General features: G+C 69.7%; 16 protein-coding genes. All 16 read left to right on the forward strand.

Annotated features, from left to right (window positions below):
- The first annotated feature begins 65 nt into the window (after window positions 1-65).
- The 16 genes from V5F77_RS22065 (at window position 66) to V5F77_RS22140 (ending at window position 17,490) form a co-directional block, all read left to right on the forward strand.
- Complete coding sequence (locus tag V5F77_RS22065; protein ID WP_429007503.1) at window positions 66-734, forward strand: response regulator transcription factor; 669 nt, start codon at window positions 66-68, stop codon at window positions 732-734.
- Complete coding sequence (locus V5F77_RS22070; RefSeq protein WP_429007504.1) at window positions 731-2,059, forward strand: sensor histidine kinase; 1,329 nt, start codon at window positions 731-733, stop codon at window positions 2,057-2,059. The genes V5F77_RS22065 and V5F77_RS22070 overlap by 4 nt, the downstream gene beginning before the upstream one ends.
- Window positions 2,060-2,140: 81 nt before the next feature.
- Window positions 2,141-2,434: a hypothetical protein gene (locus tag V5F77_RS22075; protein ID WP_429007505.1), complete on the forward strand. Its 294-nt coding sequence runs from the start codon at window positions 2,141-2,143 to the stop codon at window positions 2,432-2,434.
- A 106-nt stretch (window positions 2,435-2,540) separates the two neighbouring features.
- Window positions 2,541-4,259 carry a cyclic peptide export ABC transporter gene (locus tag V5F77_RS22080; protein WP_429007506.1) on the forward strand — a complete coding sequence of 573 codons (1,719 nt, stop codon included), beginning with the start codon at window positions 2,541-2,543 and terminating at the stop codon, window positions 4,257-4,259.
- 256 nt (window positions 4,260-4,515) lie between these two features.
- On the forward strand, window positions 4,516-5,880 hold the full coding sequence (locus V5F77_RS22085; RefSeq protein ID WP_429007507.1) for an efflux transporter outer membrane subunit: 1,365 nt from the start codon (window positions 4,516-4,518) through the stop codon (window positions 5,878-5,880).
- Window positions 5,880-7,013 carry an ABC transporter permease gene (locus V5F77_RS22090; RefSeq protein ID WP_429007508.1) on the forward strand — a complete coding sequence of 378 codons (1,134 nt, stop codon included), beginning with the start codon at window positions 5,880-5,882 and terminating at the stop codon, window positions 7,011-7,013. Before V5F77_RS22085 ends, V5F77_RS22090 begins: the two co-directional genes overlap by 1 nt.
- Window positions 7,010-7,735 (forward strand): ABC transporter ATP-binding protein, encoded by a 726-nt coding sequence (locus V5F77_RS22095; protein WP_429007509.1) that lies wholly within the window; start codon window positions 7,010-7,012, stop codon window positions 7,733-7,735. The genes V5F77_RS22090 and V5F77_RS22095 overlap by 4 nt, the downstream gene beginning before the upstream one ends.
- Window positions 7,732-8,649: an HlyD family secretion protein gene (locus tag V5F77_RS22100; RefSeq protein WP_429007510.1), complete on the forward strand. Its 918-nt coding sequence runs from the start codon at window positions 7,732-7,734 to the stop codon at window positions 8,647-8,649. Before V5F77_RS22095 ends, V5F77_RS22100 begins: the two co-directional genes overlap by 4 nt.
- A gap of 87 nt (window positions 8,650-8,736) precedes the next feature.
- Complete coding sequence (locus tag V5F77_RS22105; protein WP_429007511.1) at window positions 8,737-9,039, forward strand: acyl carrier protein; 303 nt, start codon at window positions 8,737-8,739, stop codon at window positions 9,037-9,039.
- Entirely contained in the window at window positions 9,036-10,253 is a 1,218-nt protein-coding gene (locus V5F77_RS22110) for a beta-ketoacyl-[acyl-carrier-protein] synthase family protein (RefSeq protein ID WP_429007512.1), read from the forward strand. Before V5F77_RS22105 ends, V5F77_RS22110 begins: the two co-directional genes overlap by 4 nt.
- An 8-nt stretch (window positions 10,254-10,261) precedes the next feature.
- Window positions 10,262-10,981 carry an MtnX-like HAD-IB family phosphatase gene (locus V5F77_RS22115; RefSeq protein ID WP_429007513.1) on the forward strand — a complete coding sequence of 240 codons (720 nt, stop codon included), beginning with the start codon at window positions 10,262-10,264 and terminating at the stop codon, window positions 10,979-10,981.
- Complete coding sequence (locus tag V5F77_RS22120; protein ID WP_429007514.1) at window positions 10,974-12,416, forward strand: aspartate aminotransferase family protein; 1,443 nt, start codon at window positions 10,974-10,976, stop codon at window positions 12,414-12,416. The genes V5F77_RS22115 and V5F77_RS22120 overlap by 8 nt, the downstream gene beginning before the upstream one ends.
- 11 nt (window positions 12,417-12,427) lie before the next feature.
- On the forward strand, window positions 12,428-13,351 hold the full coding sequence (locus tag V5F77_RS22125; RefSeq protein WP_429007515.1) for an arginase family protein: 924 nt from the start codon (window positions 12,428-12,430) through the stop codon (window positions 13,349-13,351).
- Window positions 13,351-14,253: an alpha/beta hydrolase gene (locus V5F77_RS22130; RefSeq protein ID WP_429007516.1), complete on the forward strand. Its 903-nt coding sequence runs from the start codon at window positions 13,351-13,353 to the stop codon at window positions 14,251-14,253. The genes V5F77_RS22125 and V5F77_RS22130 overlap by 1 nt, the downstream gene beginning before the upstream one ends.
- On the forward strand, window positions 14,250-15,416 hold the full coding sequence (locus tag V5F77_RS22135) for a GNAT family N-acetyltransferase (RefSeq protein WP_429007517.1): 1,167 nt from the start codon (window positions 14,250-14,252) through the stop codon (window positions 15,414-15,416). The genes V5F77_RS22130 and V5F77_RS22135 overlap by 4 nt, the downstream gene beginning before the upstream one ends.
- 745 nt (window positions 15,417-16,161) lie before the next feature.
- Window positions 16,162-17,490: a tyrosine-type recombinase/integrase gene (locus V5F77_RS22140; protein ID WP_429007518.1), complete on the forward strand. Its 1,329-nt coding sequence runs from the start codon at window positions 16,162-16,164 to the stop codon at window positions 17,488-17,490.
- Window positions 17,491-17,550 lie beyond the last annotated feature (60 nt).

Here is a 17,550-nt window from a genome sequence, read left to right on the forward strand (position 1 = left end):
CGCGCGTAATCTTCATGTAACGATGACGGCCAAGAAGCGGGGCCACTCGAAGAGGGCATCCATCCGTGCGCATACTCGTCATAGAAGACGATGCCGATCTCGGCCCCTGGCTGCGGGATGCGCTGGAGGCCGCGCTCGGCGGGGCCGATCGCGTGGCGACGCTCGACGAGGCCGAGGCCGCCTTGAAGGTGCGCCCCTTCGATCTGGTCGTGATGGACCGGCGGCTGCCGGACGGCGACGCGGTGACGCTGATCGCGCGAATGCGCATGCTCAGTCCGCGCCCGAGCATCCTGGTGCTCACCGCGCTGGACGATCCCAACGAGATCGCGAGGGCGCTTAATGCCGGCGCCGACGACTATCTCGCCAAGCCTTTCGAGCCGGTGGAACTGATCGCGCGGGCGCGGGCGGTCCTCAGGCGCAACCAGCTCGACCAGAAGGGTGTGACCAGCGTGTCGAACCTGCGCTTCGACACCTTCGCGCGCACCGCCTATGTGGATGACCAGCCGCTGATCCTTCCGCGCCGGGAGCTCGCCCTGCTTGAGGCGCTGATGCGCCGGGCGGGACAGGTGGTGCTGCGCGAATCCCTCGACAATGCGGTCTACGGCTTCGACGACGAGATTCAGTCGAATGCCATCGACGCCCATCTGTCTCGCTTGCGCAAGCGCTTGCGGGAAGCCGGCTGCCGTGCGGAAATCAAGGCCCTGCGCGGAATCGGCTACCTGATGGCTGAATGAGGATGTTGCTGAAGAGATCCATCGCTTCGTCGGCCGCGATGCTGCTTGGAGGCCTGATCTCGGCGCTCCTGTGTTGCCTCTTCGTCGGCTTCATCGCCTTCTACGGGGATGATGGCGACGTTGCGCAATCCGACGTCGCCACCGAGATCAAGCGCTCGGTCAGGACGGATGAGGCGGGCCGCCCCTTGCTGGCGCCGACGGGCCGGCTGCTCGCGCTTCAGCGGCAGTTTCCGCAGCTCTGGTATGTGGTCAGCACGCCCCACGGCAGCCTTTCCCATGGCGAGGTGCCCCCGCGCGTGCGCGCCGGCCTCGGCCTGCCGGATGCCCCACAGGCGCGATCCGCCTATGACGCGAGCGGCCCGGAGATGCAGCTTGTCGGCTCGACGCGCGCCGGGGACAGCCCCGACATGCTCATCGCCCTCGGCGGGGCCGTCTACACCAGCACGGAAGTCGTGATGTCGCTGCTGCGCGAGCCGGACATGCCCTCGACCGTTCTGGCGGCGGTCATGACCATCATCATCCTCACGACCATCCTGGTGGTGCCGGCGCTGATCGTGCGGCCGGTGCGCCGGGCGGCCGCCGCGGCCGAGGAGATCGGTGCCTGGGAGGGCGCGCGGCTGCCGGTCGATCAGCAGCCCTCGGAGCTGAAGCCGCTCGCCCTCGCCTTCAATCGCGCGCTCGACCGGATCGATGCCGCGACGGCGGAGCAGCGGCGCTTCCTGTCGAATGCCGCCCATGAGCTGCGCACGCCGCTGACCCGCCTGCGCACGCGCCTGGAGCGCGTCGAGGATCGCGAGATCAAGACGGAACTGGTGGCGGAGCTGCAATCGCTGTCGGCGACGGTGACCATGCTGCTGCAGCTCGCGCGGCTCACCTCCCAGCCCACGGAAATGCAGCCCATCGATCTCGTCTCGGTCGTGCGCGAGGCGACGGCCCGCGAGGTGCCGACCGCGCTGGCGAGCGGCGTGGATATCGAGCTGCGGGGCGAGGGGCCGGTGATGGTCTCCGGCTCGCCGCAGGCCATCGGGATCGGCCTGTCCAATCTCGTGCGTAACGCGATCCAGCACGGCGGCAGCGGGGGCAGGGTGGTGGTCGTGGTGGCGGCGTCCCGGCGGGTTTCGGTGATCGATTTCGGCCCCGGCATCGGCACAGCCTATGGCAGCCGCACGGTCATGGAGCCGTTCGCCCGCGGCAAGCAGGATTCCGCCGGCACGGGCCTCGGGCTCGCCATCGTCGCGCAGGTTGCGGCGCTGCATGGCGCGGGCCTCTCCATCGAGGAGACACCGGGCGGCGGCACCACGGTGAGCCTGAGCTTTCCGCAATGATGCTCCGCCGGCGCGCTCGTAATGCGTCGGTAATCCTGGGTCCGAGAATGGCGCACGTCTTCCATTCTTTCGGGGTTCATCATGCGTACCATCGCCATGCTTCTACTCGGTGCCGCCGTCGCGACCGCCCTGAGCGCGCCCCCCGCTGCGGCGGACAGCGACGATCTCCTTGCCGGCGCCATCGCGGGAGCCGCTGCCGGAGCCTTGGCCGGATCGGTCTTCGCCGTGCCGCCTCCGCAGGTCTACGTCTACCGTCCCCACCCGGTCTGGATCGTTCCCGTGCCGCAGCATCCGGTCGCCGGAACCTACCATCGGGACGGCTGGGACGAGGATTTCGAGGACGATCCCTGGGACGACGACGACTGGGGTCACTGATGCGGCCCCATCGCCCCGATCGCCGCCGGCTCCTTAGCGCGCCGGTGCGCGGCGAGGTCTCTCGATCCTTCCCTGATTGCGACGATCCCATGATTGCGACCCTGCAATGAATCCTCCTCTCGGCGCGCCCGCCCCGCCTTCTTCCGTCGAGCCGACCCCGTACCTTCTCCGCGAGGTCCTGCGCCTTCTGCGCCCCTTCTGGCGGCTCATCGTGCTGGCGAGCCTCGCGGGCGCTGCCGGCGGCGGCGCCATGGCCTGGGCGCTGTCGCTCATCAACGGCGCGCTCGCCTCCGCCGCCTCGACAGGGGTCATGATCGGCCTTGCCGCGCTGTGCCTGCTCAGCCTCGCCGGCCAGCTCATCGCCGGCGTCGGCAACAGCCTGCTGGGGCAGCGCATCGTCGCGCGGCTGCGGCAGGAGGTCTGCCACCGCATCCTCGATGCGCCGCTCGCCGAGATCGAGCAGATGAAGAGCCCGCGGCTTTTGGCGGTGCTCAACGGCGACGTGGAGAAGATCGCCGAGTTCGGCAACCATTTCGCGGGCTACACCACGGCGCTGGCGATGGTTCTGGGCTGCCTCGCCTATCTGTTCGTGCTGTCGGTGCCCATGGTGGGCTTCGGGCTGGTGCTGGTGGTCCTGGGCGGGGTGCTCAACAACTTTGCCATGCGGGCCTGGCTCGCCCGGTTCGACGAGGCGCGCGGTCTCGAGGACCAGCTTCAGAATCAGTATCGCGCCATCATCGAAGGCGCCAAGGAACTGCGCCTCAACCGCCCGCGCCGGCTGCGCGTGGAACGGCAGGGCATCGGCGCCCTCACCAACCGGATCGCCGCCGTCAACGGCCGGGCCTACGCCCTGTTCTGGGCCGTCGATACCATCAGCATCGCGCTGATTTTTCTGTTCGTCTGCATCGTCCTGGTGCTGCGGCCCCATCTCGGCATCGACAACGAGGTGATCACCGGCTTCATCATCGTGATGCTGTTCGCCAAGGGGCCGATTGAGGAGTTGGCCAGCGCGCTGCCGGTGTTCAGCCAGGCGCAGATCGCCCTGCGCCGTATCAGCGCGCTAACGGCCGGCCTCGCCGAGGCGGGCCCGGACGGAGCGGCGGGCAAGCACCTCGCTCCGCCCTTTTGCGACAGCCTCGCCCTGGAGGGCGTGCGCCACAGCTTCGCGGGCGAGGGACGCGCGAGCGGCTTCGCGCTCGATATCCCGCATCTGACGATCCGGCAGGGCGAGATCACTTTCATCGTCGGCGGCAACGGCAGCGGAAAGACGACCCTCATCAAGATCCTGCTCGGGCTGTACCGGCCGTGCGCCGGCGCGGTGCTGCTGGACGGGCGGCCAGTCCCGGCCGCCGGGCTGGAGGGCTACAGGCAGCTGTTCTCGGGCGTGTTCGCCGACTACTACCTGTTCGACGAGATACTGGCCGGGCCTGGCGGCGAACTGCGGCTCAGTGCCTGGCTGCAGCGCCTCGATCTCGCCGGAGTGGTTGCCGTGGTCGGGGGGCGTCTTACCACCACTGATCTCTCCACCGGGCAGCGCAAGCGGCTGGCCTTCATCCACGCCGTGCTCGAGGACCGGCCGATCCTGATGTTCGACGAATGGGCGGCGGACCAGGATCCGGACTTCCGGGACCTGTTCTACCGCAAGCTCCTGCCGGAGCTGCGGCAGGCCGGCAAGACCGTGATCGCGGTGTCGCATGACGACCGCTATTTCGACGCGGCCGACCGCATCGTCCACATGGCGCGCGGGCGCATAACCGCGATCGAAAGCGTCGGCGCGCGCGTGGCCGGTTCTGCCGCGGCTCCGTTCGCGGTCCACGGGGTGTAATGCTCGCGTAATCGCGCCGCGCAAAATGCCCTCACGCTCGGAAGGGCCGCTGGACCGTAACACCCGCCGGCATCCTCGCTTCCGGGTTCCCCGGCTGGCCGGCCTCGCGCCGATCGCCCTGCAGATGGCGTGAACGCCGACGCGTTCCACATGACGGACGATGCTTCTGGAACCTTTTTCCATGCTTTGCGATGGGCGTGCGCCGGCCGGTCGGCCGTCCGACCGGTCGGCTTCGGGCCGCCCCATCGGGCGCGTCTTGGCCTTTTCGCTCACGGGCGTCTTGCTGCTGGCGGGCTGCTCGATGCTGGAGCCCGTCGTCGCCGAGGCGCCGGCGCTGCCCGCGCGTTATGCGCAGGAGGCCGCGCCGGGGCCACGGCGGGATATCGACGGCTGGTGGCGCCGCTTCCACGATCCGGCGCTCGACCGCCTCGTCGCCCAGGCCGCCCGCCAGAACCTGTCCATCGCGCAGGCGAAGGCGCGACTTGCGGCCGGGCGCAGCCAGGCGGGCGCCGCATCCTCCCTGTTCCTCCCGAGCGTGGGTGGCAGCGGGCAGGCGCTGGCCGGCACGTCGGCGGAGCCGTTCGAGGATCCCCTGCGGCAGCCGGTCGTCGCCGGGTTCGATTCAAGCTGGGATGTGGGCCTGTTCGGCCTCTCGGAGAGCTCCGGCCAGGCGGCTGCCGCCTCGGCCGCCATCGCCGGCGACGAGCTCGAGGCGGTCCGCATCGCGGTGACGGCAGAGGTCGCGGCGGCTTACATCTCCCTCTGCTCGGTGACGCGGCAACGGGAGCTGTCGGCCGCTCTCCTCGCGGCGCAGGAGCGGCGCGCCGGCTCCGCGCGAAGCCGGGCGCGGATCGGCCTCGCGCCGCCCGGCGCGGATGCCGACGGCGCCGCCGTCGCGGAGACGCAGGCCGAACTCGCCCGGTTCGATGCCCGCGCGGCCGCCCTGCGCCAGCAGATCGCGACGCTGCTCGGCACCCCGGTGCCGGACGACACCCTCGGTGCCTCGGGGCGCCAGCCACTTCCGCCGGACAGTCCGGAGGCCGGGCGGCCCGCCGATCTCCTGCGGGCGCGGCCAGATGTGCGGGCGGCCGAGCAGAGGGTGCTGAAGGCAGCCGCCGATGTCGGGATCGCGAAGGCGGATCTCTATCCGAAGCTGCGGCTCGGCGGCACGATCGGCGTCGGCCTCCCGTCGGCCAGTTCGCCGCTGGGCCTCGCCGGTGGGCCGTCCCTCCAGATTCCCCTGTTCGACCATGGCCGGCGGGAAGCGGCGGTCGATGCCCGGCGCGCGGCGCTGGACGAGGCGCTGGCCGCCTATCGTCAGGGCGTCCTCACCGCCTATCAGGAGGCGGCCGGGGCGCTTGCGAACTGGCGCGCGGCGCGCAGGGCGACGATAGGCCTTGCGGCGGCGATCGAGGCCGACCGCCAGCAGGCCCGCCGGCTCGGCGTGCTCTATCGGGAGGGGCTTGCGGATGCGGGCGGCCACGCGGACGCGGACGCCGGCCTGATCCAGGCGCTGCGCCGCCTCGCCGTGGCGCAGGAGGCCGAGGGGCTGGCGACCGTCGCGCTCTACAAGGCGCTGGGCGCGGCCGCGCCTTCCCTGGCACAGGAGGCACGGGGTTGATGGCGGTCGCGCTCGCCCGCAAGACGCTGGTTCACGAATGGCGTCGCTTCCTGCCGGCGGTGATGTCCGTGGGCTTTTCCGGCGTTCTCATCATCGTGCAGGGCGCATTGCTGCTCGGCATCGTCGGCACCAACGCGCTGCCGGTCACGCAGTCGCGCGCCGATCTGTGGATCGGCTTTCCGGGGACGCAGAGCGCCGATCTCGGTCGCAGCATCGATGCCGGCGCCGCCGCCGAGTTGCTGGTCGATCCGCGGATCCTGCGCGTCGAACCCCTCCTGCTGGGCTCCGGAGACTGGCGCGGCCCGCGCGGCGGCGGCGTCAGCGTGACGCTCATCGGCATCGATACGCGGCCGGACGGGCTGGGCCTCGCCGAGGCGATGCGACACTCCGAGCGTGCGCTGCTGACGGAGCCGGCGACCGTACTGGTCGACGCGGCGGACCTCGACAAGCTCGGGACGGCCATCGGCGGCGCCGCCGAGATCAACGGGCAGCGGGTCCGGGTCGTCGGCACGACGGACGGCATGCGCGCCATGGGCGGCGTCAACATCGTCGCGTCCCTCACGACAGTCAGGGCGCTCGACCGTTCGCTCGCGGCCGCTGGCGACATCACCTACTATCTCGCGGCCCTGCGCTCCGCCGGCGCGGCGCGGGCGGTGAAGGCCCGGTTCTCGCAACCCGAGACCCGAAAGCGCTTCGAGGTCTGGACCGCAGACGATCTGGCCGGCCGCTCCGTGCGCTACTGGCTGCTGGAGTCGGGCGCCGGTGTCGGCTTCATCTTCGCAACCATCGTCGCCCTGCTGGTGGGCACGCTGATCACCAGCCAGACCCTCACGGCCGCCGTCGCGGCCTCGACGCCGCAATACGCCACGCTGCGGGCCATCGGCGTTCCGTTTCCGAAGCTGCGCCGCATCGTGGTCGAGCAGGCGGCGTGGGTCGGCGCGGTCGGCCTGGTGCTGGGGTTGGCCGGCAGCCTGCTCGCCGCGGTGCTGGCCTATCTCAACGGCATCCCCTTCGCGCTCGGCCCCGGCATTATGGCGCTGTCCGGCGGGCTCGTCCTGTCGGTTGCGCTGCTTGCGGGCGTGCTCGCGCTGCGCCGGCTGCGCCATGCCGATCCAGCGGCGCTGCTGCGATGATGGCCGACGTCTCTTTGCGCGTGCGGGGGCTGGAGAAATCCTATGTCGTCCAGTCCATCCGGACGCAGGCCCTGAGCGATGTCTCGCTCGCGCTCTATCCGGGGGAGCTCTCCCTCATCAGCGGTCCCTCTGGCTGCGGCAAGAGTACTCTGCTGTCGCTGATGAGCGGCCTGTCGCGCCCGGATCACGGCGAGGTGCGCGCGCTCGGAACCGACCTCTGCGCGCTCGACGATGCCGCGCGGGACGCCTTCCGCCTTGTCCATTGCGGCTTCGTCTTCCAGGGTTTCAACCTGTTTCCGGCGCTCGACGCGCTGGAACAGGTGCAGCTCGTGCTCGACTATTGCGGCATCCCGCACGACGTGGGCCGGCGCGCGGCCGCCCGGGTGCTCGGCATGGTGGGGCTCGGCCAGCGGCAGCATCTGCGCCCCGCCGAGCTGTCGGGGGGCGAGAAGCAGCGGGTGGCGATCGCGCGCGCCATCGTCAAGCGCCCGCGCCTGCTGTTCGCCGACGAGCCGACCAGCGCCCTCGACAGCGTGAACGGCGCCATCGTCACGGACCTGCTCCGCGAGATCGCCCACCGCAGCGGCACCATCGTCGTCTGCGTCTCGCACGACCCGCGCCTGATCGCTCGCGCCGACCGCGTCATCGAGATGGAGGACGGCCGGCTCCGCCGCGACAGTCGCGGCCCTTTTAGATCCGGCGCCACGGAGACCCGCCCATGAAGCTCTTGCGTTTCGCGACCGTCGCCCCCGTGGTGCTGGCGCTCGCCGTCTGCATCATTGCTGGCATCGTGATGGTGATCAACAGCAGCCGGGTCGACGCCGAGCCGCAGCCGGACGGCGCGCCCGTGATCGCGGCGGCGCGCGGGCGCGTGGAGGTGGAGGGCGGCCTGTCGCGCATTCTCGCCACGCGGGACGGCGAGGTTCAGGAGGTACTGGTGGCCGAGGGCCAGCGCGTCGAGGCCGGCACCGTTCTGGCGCGGCTCTCGGCGCGGGAGGCCACCTTCGCCCTCGCCGCGGCCGAGGCTGCGCTCGATGAAGCGAAGGCCCGGCAGGCGGCGCTGGAGCGGCGGCGCGCCATACAGCAGCGCGGCCTCGATCGCACCCGCCGCGCGGCGAAGGAGCAGGCGGTCTCGGCGCAGGCCCTCGACGAGGCCGAGGCGGCGATGGCCACGCTGACCGGCGAGCTGAAAGGCGCCGAGGCCGCGTCCGCGCTCGCGCTCGCCCGCCGCGACAGCGCCCTTTACGAGCGCGAGCGCCGCGAGGTGCGCGCGCCGCTCGCCGGGCGTGTCGCGCGCCGGTCGGTGAAGCCGGGCGACATCGTGTCCGCCAGCGCGGCGACGGAGATGTTCGTCGTGATCCCTGATGCGCCGCTGATCGTGCGGGCGGAGATCCAGGAGAATTTCGTTCGGCTGGTGAAGCCGGGCATGACCGCCGAGATCGTCGCGGAGAGCGACGAGCGCACGAGCGCGCCCGGCCGTGTTCTGAGGGTCGGCGCCTTCCTCGACAACCGCCGCACGGGCGAGGGGCCGACCGAGCGCGCCGACGTGCGCGTGGCGGACGGCGTCCTCGAAATCGACCGGCCGGAGCTGTTCCTGATCGGCCAGCGCGTCTATGTGCGCTTTCACAATCCGTGAAGGTAAGGCGCAGAAATCGCACGTAATGCCCGCGTAATCCGCCGGCCGCATCGCTCTCCTCAGAAGCATTCGGATCGGAGATCCCCATTGTCAGCCAATCTGCCCGACGACGCCTGGCCCTCTTCCGTCGAGCCCGAGCTCGTCGCGCGCCTCGTGGACCTGATCGCAAGGGAAGGCATGCTGGACCGCGCCACGATGAAACCCGCTGCTACCCTCGACGAGCTGGATTTCGACTCGCTCGAAGCGGTCATGGTGATCAACGGAATCGAGCAGGCCTTTGACATCGAGATCGGAAGCGAGCTGCGCTGGGGCGAGGCGCGCAATCTCGGTGAACTCGTGGTTTTGCTCGCGGACTCCATCAAGCGCGCGACGCCTGCGCTGCAGTCATGAGCAGTGTCGCGATCACCGGCTTCGGCGTCGTCTCAGCCGCCGGATTCGACCGGAACGCCTTCGCCCGCGCGCTGTTCGAGGGGCGCAGCGCCATCGGCGAGGTCGTGCTGCCGCGGGCCTTCGGCCGCCGCGCGTTCCGGGCCGCGCAGATCGGCGATCTCCCGGGCAATGCGGCGGAGACGGCCGGCGGCCGGCGCGCCTATGACCGCTTCAGCGTGCTGGCCTTGCTGGCCGCGGAGGAAGCGGTCGCTGCGGCCGGGCTCGACACGGAAGAGTTGGCGGGCGCGCGGACTTCGGTGGTGCTGGGAACCGGCATCGGCGGTGCCACTTCCATCGACGACAGCCACCACGGGCTCTATGTGGAGCAGCGACGGCCCGATCCCCTCACCATTCCCCGGCTGATGGCCCATGCGGCCCCCGCGCTGCTCAGCCGCCGCTGGGGCTGCCGGGGAACCGTCCTCGCCATATCGAGCGCATGCGCCTCGGGCGCGCAGGCCATCGGGCTCGGCATGATCTTGATCCGGACCGGCCTCGCCGATCGCGTGCTCGTGGGGGGAGCCGAGGCCTCGCTCACACCGTGCGCCCTTGAGAGCTGGCAGGCCATGCGCGTCTTGACCTCGACCCGCTGCCGGCCCTTCTGCGTGGACCGCGACGGCATGGTGCTGGGCGAGGGGGCGGCCGTGTTCGTGCTGGAGAGCGACGCGGCGGCGGCGCGCCGGGGGGCGCCGGTCCTCGCGCGCCTGCGCGGCTACGGGACGACTTCCGACGCCGCCGATCTGGTGCGCCCGGATGCCGGTGGCGCGGCGGCGGCCATCCGTGCCGCCCTGAATGATGCCGGCCTCGCGCCGCATGAGATCTGCCACGTGAACGCCCATGGCACCGGCACACGGCTGAACGACGCCGCCGAGGCTGAGGCCCTTCAGGCGGTCTTGGGCGCCGATGCGTCGCGCATTCCGCTCTCCGCGACCAAGCCGGTCCATGGCCACACGCTGGGGGCCTCCGGCGCCGTCGAGCTTGCCGCGACGATCCTCGCCCTCCAGTTCCGCACCGCGCCGGGCACCCTCGGCTTCGAGGCGGCGCAGGCCGAATATCCGCTGGCCATCAGCGCCCAGAACCAGCCGATCGCCGGCGCGATCGGCCTCAGCAACAGCTTCGCGTTCGGCGGCGTCAATGCCGTGCTGATCGTGGAGGCTCACCCGCTCGCGTCCCTGTGAGGCCCGCCTTGCCCCCTGCGCAACACTCGCCGCCGTCCCTCTGGCAGGCCATCGTCGATTTCGACGGCACGATCTCCGTCAAGGACTCGACCGATCGCGTGCTCGAACGCTTCGCCGCGCCGGGCTGGGAGGAGATCGAGGCCGAATGGCACGCCGGCCGTATCGGCTCGCGCGCCTGCATGGCCCGGCAGGTCGATCTGCTGCGCGTCTCACCCGACGTGCTCGACACCTTCGCCGCCACGACGGCGATCGACCCCGGCTTCCCGGACTTCGCGCGCCTCTGCCGGCGCCACGCCATCCCCCTCACCATCGTCTCCGACGGCCTCGACAGGACAATCCGCACGGTCATGGCGCGCGCCGGCCTTGGCCATATCCCGGTGGTCGCCAACGAGCTGCGGTGGATGGGCAGCGACCGCTGGCGGCTGCTGTCGCCTCATGCGGCGCCGGGCGGGACCTGTGGCAGCGGCACCTGCAAGTGCCGTGTCGCCGCGCAGCTGGCGCGGCCGCTGAACCTGCTGGTGGGCGACGGACGCTCGGATTTCTGCGTGGCGGGCGAAGCCGACCTTGTCTTTGCCAAGGCGAGCCTCGTGGCCCACTGCGCGCAGGCCGGCATCCCCCACCACCCCATCGCGGATTTTGCGGACGCCAGCGCGCGCTTGGAAGCCGTTCTGGCCGGCGCGCCGCTGCTGGCCGCACCCCGTCAACTCGAGGACAAGATCAATGGATAACGCCGTTCTCCAGCACGACCGTTCGCCCGCCGCCAGCGCGGAGACGCGCGCCGGCCTCGCAGCAGAGGAGGCGCGCCTGCTCGCGCTTGAGGCCGTGTATTGCTCCCATGGCGATACGGTCCATTACACGCAGTTCCCGAAGATCTTCTCGGGCTGCGAAGGGTCCTTCATGCTGGATGCGGCCGGAAACCGCTTCCTCGACTTGCAGATGTGGTATTCGGCGGTCAACTTCGGCTACGCCAACCCGCGCCTCAACGCCGCGCTGAAGCGCCAGATCGACACGCTGCCGCAGGTCGCCAGCCAGTATCTCCATCGCGAGAAGATCGAGCTCGCGGCGATGATCGCGAAGGATGCCGAGGCCAAGTTCGGGGCCAAGGGACGGGTGCATTTCAATGTCGGCGGCGCCCAGGCGGTGGAGGATTCCCTCAAGATCGTGCGCAACGCCAGCAACGGCAAAAGCCTGATGTTCGCCTTCGAGGGCGGCTATCACGGCCGAACGCTCGGGGCGTCCGCCATCACCTCGTCCTACCGCTATCGCCGCCGCTTCGGCCATTTCGGCGAGCGCGCGCAGTTCATCCCCTTTCCCTACCATTTTCGGGGGCCGAAGGGCATGAGCAAGGAGGAGTATGGCGAACATTGCGTCGCGCAGTTCGCCCGGCTGTTCGAGAGCGAGTACAATGGCGTCTGGGACCCCAAGCTCGGCGAGGCGGAATACGCGGCCTTCTATGTGGAGCCCTTGCAGGGCACGGGCGGCTACGTCATTCCCCCGCCCAATTTCTTCACGGGGCTGAAGAAGGTGCTCGACGATCACGGCATCCTGCTGGTCGTCGACGAGATCCAGATGGGCTTCTACCGGACCGGAAAACTCTGGTCGATCGAGCATTTCGGTGTGCAGCCGGACATGATCGTCTTCGGCAAGGCGGTCACCAACGGCCTCAATCCCCTGTCCGGCGTCTGGGCGAAGGAAGAGCTCATCAACCCCACCATCTTCCCGGCCGGCTCCACCCATTCGACCTTCAACGCCAATCCGCTCGGCACCGCCGTCGCACTGGAGGCGATGAAGATGATGGCCGAGGAGGAGTACGAGCCCATGGTCATGGCCAAGGGCGCGTATTTCCTGGAGGGTCTCAGGGACTTGCAGCGCCGCCACAGGATCATCGGCGACGTGGACGGGCTCGGCATGGCGCTGCGCATGGAGATCTGCGAGGCGCACGACAGCTATACGCCGGCGAAGCGCCTCGTGGACCTCATGTGCGACGAGGGCATGAAGGCCGATCTCGAAGTCGCCGGCCGCCGCTACGGGCTCGTGCTCGACATCGGCGGCTACCACAAGAACGTCATCACCCTCGCGCCGGCGCTGACCATGAGCTATGCCGAGATCGATCTCGCCATCGCTCTGCTCGACCAACTGCTCGCCCGCGTCGCGGCGGCTTGATGGGCGCGGCCATGGCGCGGTTTCATGTGATCGATCTGGACGGCAGCCTGCCGTCGCAGGAGCCGCTGCGCCGGCGCATCGATGCGGGGACGGCCACCCGCATCGATGCCGTCGACCTCGCCGGAAGCCTGCGCATCGTCGCGAGCCGCGGGGCGCTGCGCCGCCTCGCCTCCCGGCTCCCGCCGGCGGAGGGCGGGGCGGGCGCGACCGTCACCTTCTATGGTTCGGGCGACTTCCATCACCTGACGGCTGGGTTCGTGGCGGCGCTGGACGAGCCCGTCACTATCGTCCATTTCGACAATCATCCCGACTGGGTGCGGTTCCCCGCCACGCACAATTGCGGCGCCTGGGTCAACCGGGCGCTGAGCCTGCGGCAGGTGTGCAAGGTGGTGACCATCGGCCCGTGCAGCAGCGATCTGGTGCGGCCCGAATTGCAGTTCGCGAATCTGGCGGCGGTCCGCGACGGGCGCATCGCGCTCTATCCCTGGCGGCATCCCCCGTCGCGCGTCTGGGGTCGCTACGGCCACACGCGGTGCTACCGGCAGGAGGGCGACCATCTGCACTGGCGCAATCTGGCCGAGGAAAGCTGGACGGACTTCCTCGACGAGCTCGTCGAGGAAATTCCGACCCGCGCGGTATGGATCACCATCGACAAGGATGTGCTCGCGCGCGGCGATGCGCTGACCAACTGGGACCAGGGCGCCTTGCCGCTCGGCCATCTGCTGGCGGCTGTCGAGCGCCTTGCCGGCACGCGCCGGATCGCCGGCGTGGATGTCTGCGGCGACTGGTCGGAGCCGCGCTTTTCCGACCCGTTCCGCGCGGCCCTCGCCAGGTTCGACCATCCGCCGCTCCTGCGCCCCAGCGCCGACGACCTCGCCGTCAATGCGCGGGTGAATGCCGCGCTCATCGACCTCTTCGACCGGGTGCTGTCATAATGTCGAGGAACGCGCGCCCGTCGCGAAACGAGGACGGTCCTGCGGCCCGGTTCGCCACGGCCGACCACGGCATAAGGCTGGCCGGCGGGCGAACCGGCTTCCTGCTGCTCCACGGCCTCGGCGGCACGCCGGTGGAGCTGAAGCTCATCGCGCGGGCGCTCAACGTCGCCGGCCACACGGTGCATTGCCCGCAGCTCGTCGGCCATTGCGGCAGCGAGGGGGACCTGCTCGCCACCGGCTGGCGCGACTGGGCGCAGAGCGCCCTCGATGCGCTGGCCTCCCTCCACGCCGAGTGCGACCGGGTGATCGTCGGCGGGCTCTCCATGGGCGCGGTGCTGGCCATCCACGTCGCCGCCGAGCGCCCCGCCGAGGTGGACGGCCTCGCGCTCTACGCGCCGACCCTGCGCTACGACGGCTGGTCGATCCCGCGCTACGCCTTCCTGCTGAAGTGGCTGATCAACACGCCGCTCGGCCGCCGCTACAGCTTTTCCGAGCGCGAGCCCTACGGCATCAAGCACAGGCGCACCCGCCAGACGATCATGGAGGCGATGGCCTCCGGCGACACGGGGCTGGCCGGGCTGGAGGGCACGCCCGCGCGGGCGCTCCAGCAGCTCTGGCGGCTTGTCGCGGCGACGCGCGCGCGGATGCCCGCCGTCACCTGCCCGGCGCTGCTCGTGCATGCGCGCGAGGACGATATCGCCGGGCTCTCCAACGCCTTCGAGATCCAGCATCGCCTGGGTGGGCTCGTCGATGCGGTGATCCTCGACGATTGCTATCACCTCGTCACCATCGACCAGCAGCGCGGCATCGTGGTGGACCGCACGCTCGCCCTCGCAAATCGCCTCGCGGCCGCGGGCGGCTCCGTGCGGCCCGGCCGTGCGCGCGTGGTCGCGGGGCAATGACGATGTTCGCGGGGCGGGTCGTCGTCAGCATCGCCGAGATCGCGGCGTCGGATTGGGACGCCTGCCTGCCGGGCGAGGCGGAAAACCACGCCTATTTCAGCGCCTGCGACGGCGCGGCCGTCGCCTCCGGTGTCGGCCTGTGCTGCGGAGCGGTGGTCGTCACGGATCCGGTCGGCGTCGCTGCCGTGGCGCCGGTCTTTCCCTTCGCCTACCGGTTCGATACGCCGTTGCAGGGGCGTGCGCGGCGGTGGGCGGAAGCGGCCTTCCGGCTGGTGCCCGGCCTCGCGGCGCTCCGGGTGCTGTGCGTCGGCTCGCCTTATGCGGAGCGCTGCCACCTCGGCTTCGCCTCGCGCCTCGATGCGACGGCCCGCGCTGGCGCGATGGAGGCCTTGCTGGCCGCGCTGGAGGACGAGGCACGGGCGCGAGGCGCGCATCTCGTCGCGTTCAAGGATCTCGCCCCTCGTGAGGATGCGGCGCTCGCGCCGATGCTCCGGCGCGCCGGTTTCGCGCGCCTCAACAGCCTGCCGGTCGCCACGCTCGACCTGCCCTTCGCCGACGCGGAGGGCTATCTTGCATCGCTCTCCGGGGCGACGCGCAAGGACATCCGCCGCAAGCTCGCGAAGGCCGGCGCGGTGCGCATCGAGCATCGCATCGGCATCGCCGGGCTGGAGGGGCAGATCGAAGCTCTCTACGAGGCAACGCGCGCGCGCAGCAGCCTCGACTATGGAGACCTCGAAGTGCTGCCGCCGGGCTATTTCGCGGCCGTCGCCGAGGCGCTCGGAGAGCGCGCCGTCTTCGCCCTCTACTTTGTCGGCGATACCCTCGCGGCCTTCAACCTGCTTCTCGTCGAACCGGACCGGGTGATCGACAAGTTCCTGGGCATGCGCGACCCGCTGGCGCGCGAGCACAATCTCTATGCGGTCAGCTGGATGGCGAACGTGCGCTTCTGCCTGGAGCGGGCCGTAGGCGAGTTGCAGACCGGGCAGACCGCCTACGCCTCCAAGCTGCGCTTCGGCAGCCGTCTGGTCCCTTCAACCATTCGCTTCCGCCATCACAATCGCCTGATGCAATGCCTGCTCGCACGCCTGGGCCCATGGTTGTCCTTCGATCACCTGGATCCGCAGCTTGCCTCCTCGCGAACCTTCTCGTCGCCTGATCGCTGAGCCCCGGGCTCCGCGGCCGGAGCTCTAGAGCTCCGATGGACTGGGAGCGAGCGAAACGCTCAGCGTGACTTCAGCGCCGACCGGCGCGGCCGATGGTCGAGGACGTGCGTGGTGTCCAACTGAGCCGCCATCGTCCACTCCGTGGGCGGCGCGCGAGTCGACCGCATCCACTTGGATCAAGGCCGACGGCGCCGCCGGCAGGTCCATGGCAAACCCGGTCAACCTCTCACTCTTTGACACTCCCGAGATACGAGAGATGACTGGGGGGCCTCCTCCGCAGATGACCTGAGCCCAAGCCGGGGCTCATTTGAATGCGGAGAAGGTCAGGCTCTCGCTTGCCCGCGACGACGGAGAGCCGCCGAGCGCCCGCCATGACAGCCGGCGACTTTCGTCCCGATGCTTCCATTCCGCTTCCACGCCGCACAGCCGAGTGTAACGGAAGCAGAAAACGCCCCGAAAGGCGTTTGCTAGCTGTCTGATTTTCTTGGGAAAATTTTGAGCTGGCGATGGGATTCGAACCCACGACACCAACCTTGGCAAGGTGCCACCGGCGCTTGCGCTACGCTGCGAAGAATTGCGATGGTCTCGTATTACATACTGTAATAACATTATATTTTTCATAATTTCCGCCGCCGATCCTCCCTCAGGGCGCTTCTGAACGCGCCCTGAAAGGCTGACTTTCTGCTTACTCCGGCGGGCGGCTCGTGATAAAGTAAGCAAAATTCAGCTAACACACTGACATATAATGGCAAAGCTCACGAAACAGACGGTCGATGCTCTGAAACCTTCGAAGGTTGGGGTCAAAGGTTCGTATTCGATCGAGTGGGATCAGGAGCTCCGGGGCTTCGGCGTCAAGGTCGTCGCCTCGGGCTTGAAGACCTTCGTCGTCCAATATCGCAACGCCCAAGGCCGCAGCCGTCGCATTATGATCGGCCGCTACGGCGTCATGACCTTGGAGGAGGCGCGGCGCGAGGCGAAGAACGTCCTCGGCCGGATCGCCAGGGGCGTCGACCCTCTCGAGGAAAAGCAAGCGGCGGCCAGTGACGCCATCACCGTTGCTGAGGTGTGCGACTGGTATCTGGCCGAGGCGGAGGCCGGCCGGATCCTCGGTAAGAGACGCCGCCCCATCAAAGCGTCAACGCTTGCCATGGATCGCAGCCGCATCGACGTGCATGTCCGGCCGCTCCTCGGGAAGCGCGCGGTCAGCGCGCTCAAGCTCGGCGATATCGAGGGGGCACAGGCCGACATCGCGGCGGGCAAGACGTCCAAGCCCCGCACCGGCAGTCGCGGCGGTGCCGCGACGGGCGGCGAGGGCGTCGCTGCGCGGACCATGTCGACTCTGCACGCGATCTTCGAGCACGGTGTCCGGCTGGGAAAGATCGAGAGTAACCCGGCGCGGGGCGTGCGTCGCCTCGCCAGCACGCCGCGCGACCGCCGGCTGAGTCGCGCCGAGATCGAAAAGCTCGGCCAAGCGATCCGGGCCGCGGAGCAGGAGGGGGAGCACCCGACCGGCCTCGCGGCGATCCGCTTCTTTCTGATGACGGGGCTGCGCCGCATGGAGGGGCTCGCTTTGGAGCATGCCTGGCTCCATGACGAGGAAGGCTCGATCCGATTTCCCGACACGAAGAGCGGCGCGCAGACGCGGGTCATCGGCCGCGCCGCCATCGACTTGCTGCTGGCTCAACCACAGGCCGGCTCGCGCTTCTTCTTCCCGGCCGACTGGGGTGAAGGGCATTTCGTCGGGATCGTGCGCGTGCTCGATCGCGTTTGCGCGATGGCGCGGCTGGAGGACGTCACCCCGCATACCCTGCGCCATACCTTCGCCAGCGTCGCCGGCGACCTCGGCTTTTCCGAGTTGACCATCGCGGCGCTGCTCGGCCACGCGGCGCGCGGCGTGACGCAGCGCTACATCCACATCGACGAAGCGCTGCGGCTCGCGGCGGACCGTATCGCGGATGAGATGGCCGACATCCTCGACGGCAAGGGGGCATCTGCGCGTCCTCCTCGGCGTGGGGCGCGCCAGTCGCAGGAATTTCGGGAGACGGATCAGGGAGTGCCGCAGGCAGAATCGTGACACGGCGGAGCGGAGTCCGGCTCCATCGGCCAGCGAGCTGAAGCGGTTGGCGGACGGCCA

The sequence above is a fragment of the Roseixanthobacter psychrophilus genome (assembly GCF_043195195.1).
Classification (GTDB): Bacteria; Pseudomonadota; Alphaproteobacteria; order Rhizobiales; family Xanthobacteraceae; genus NCEH01.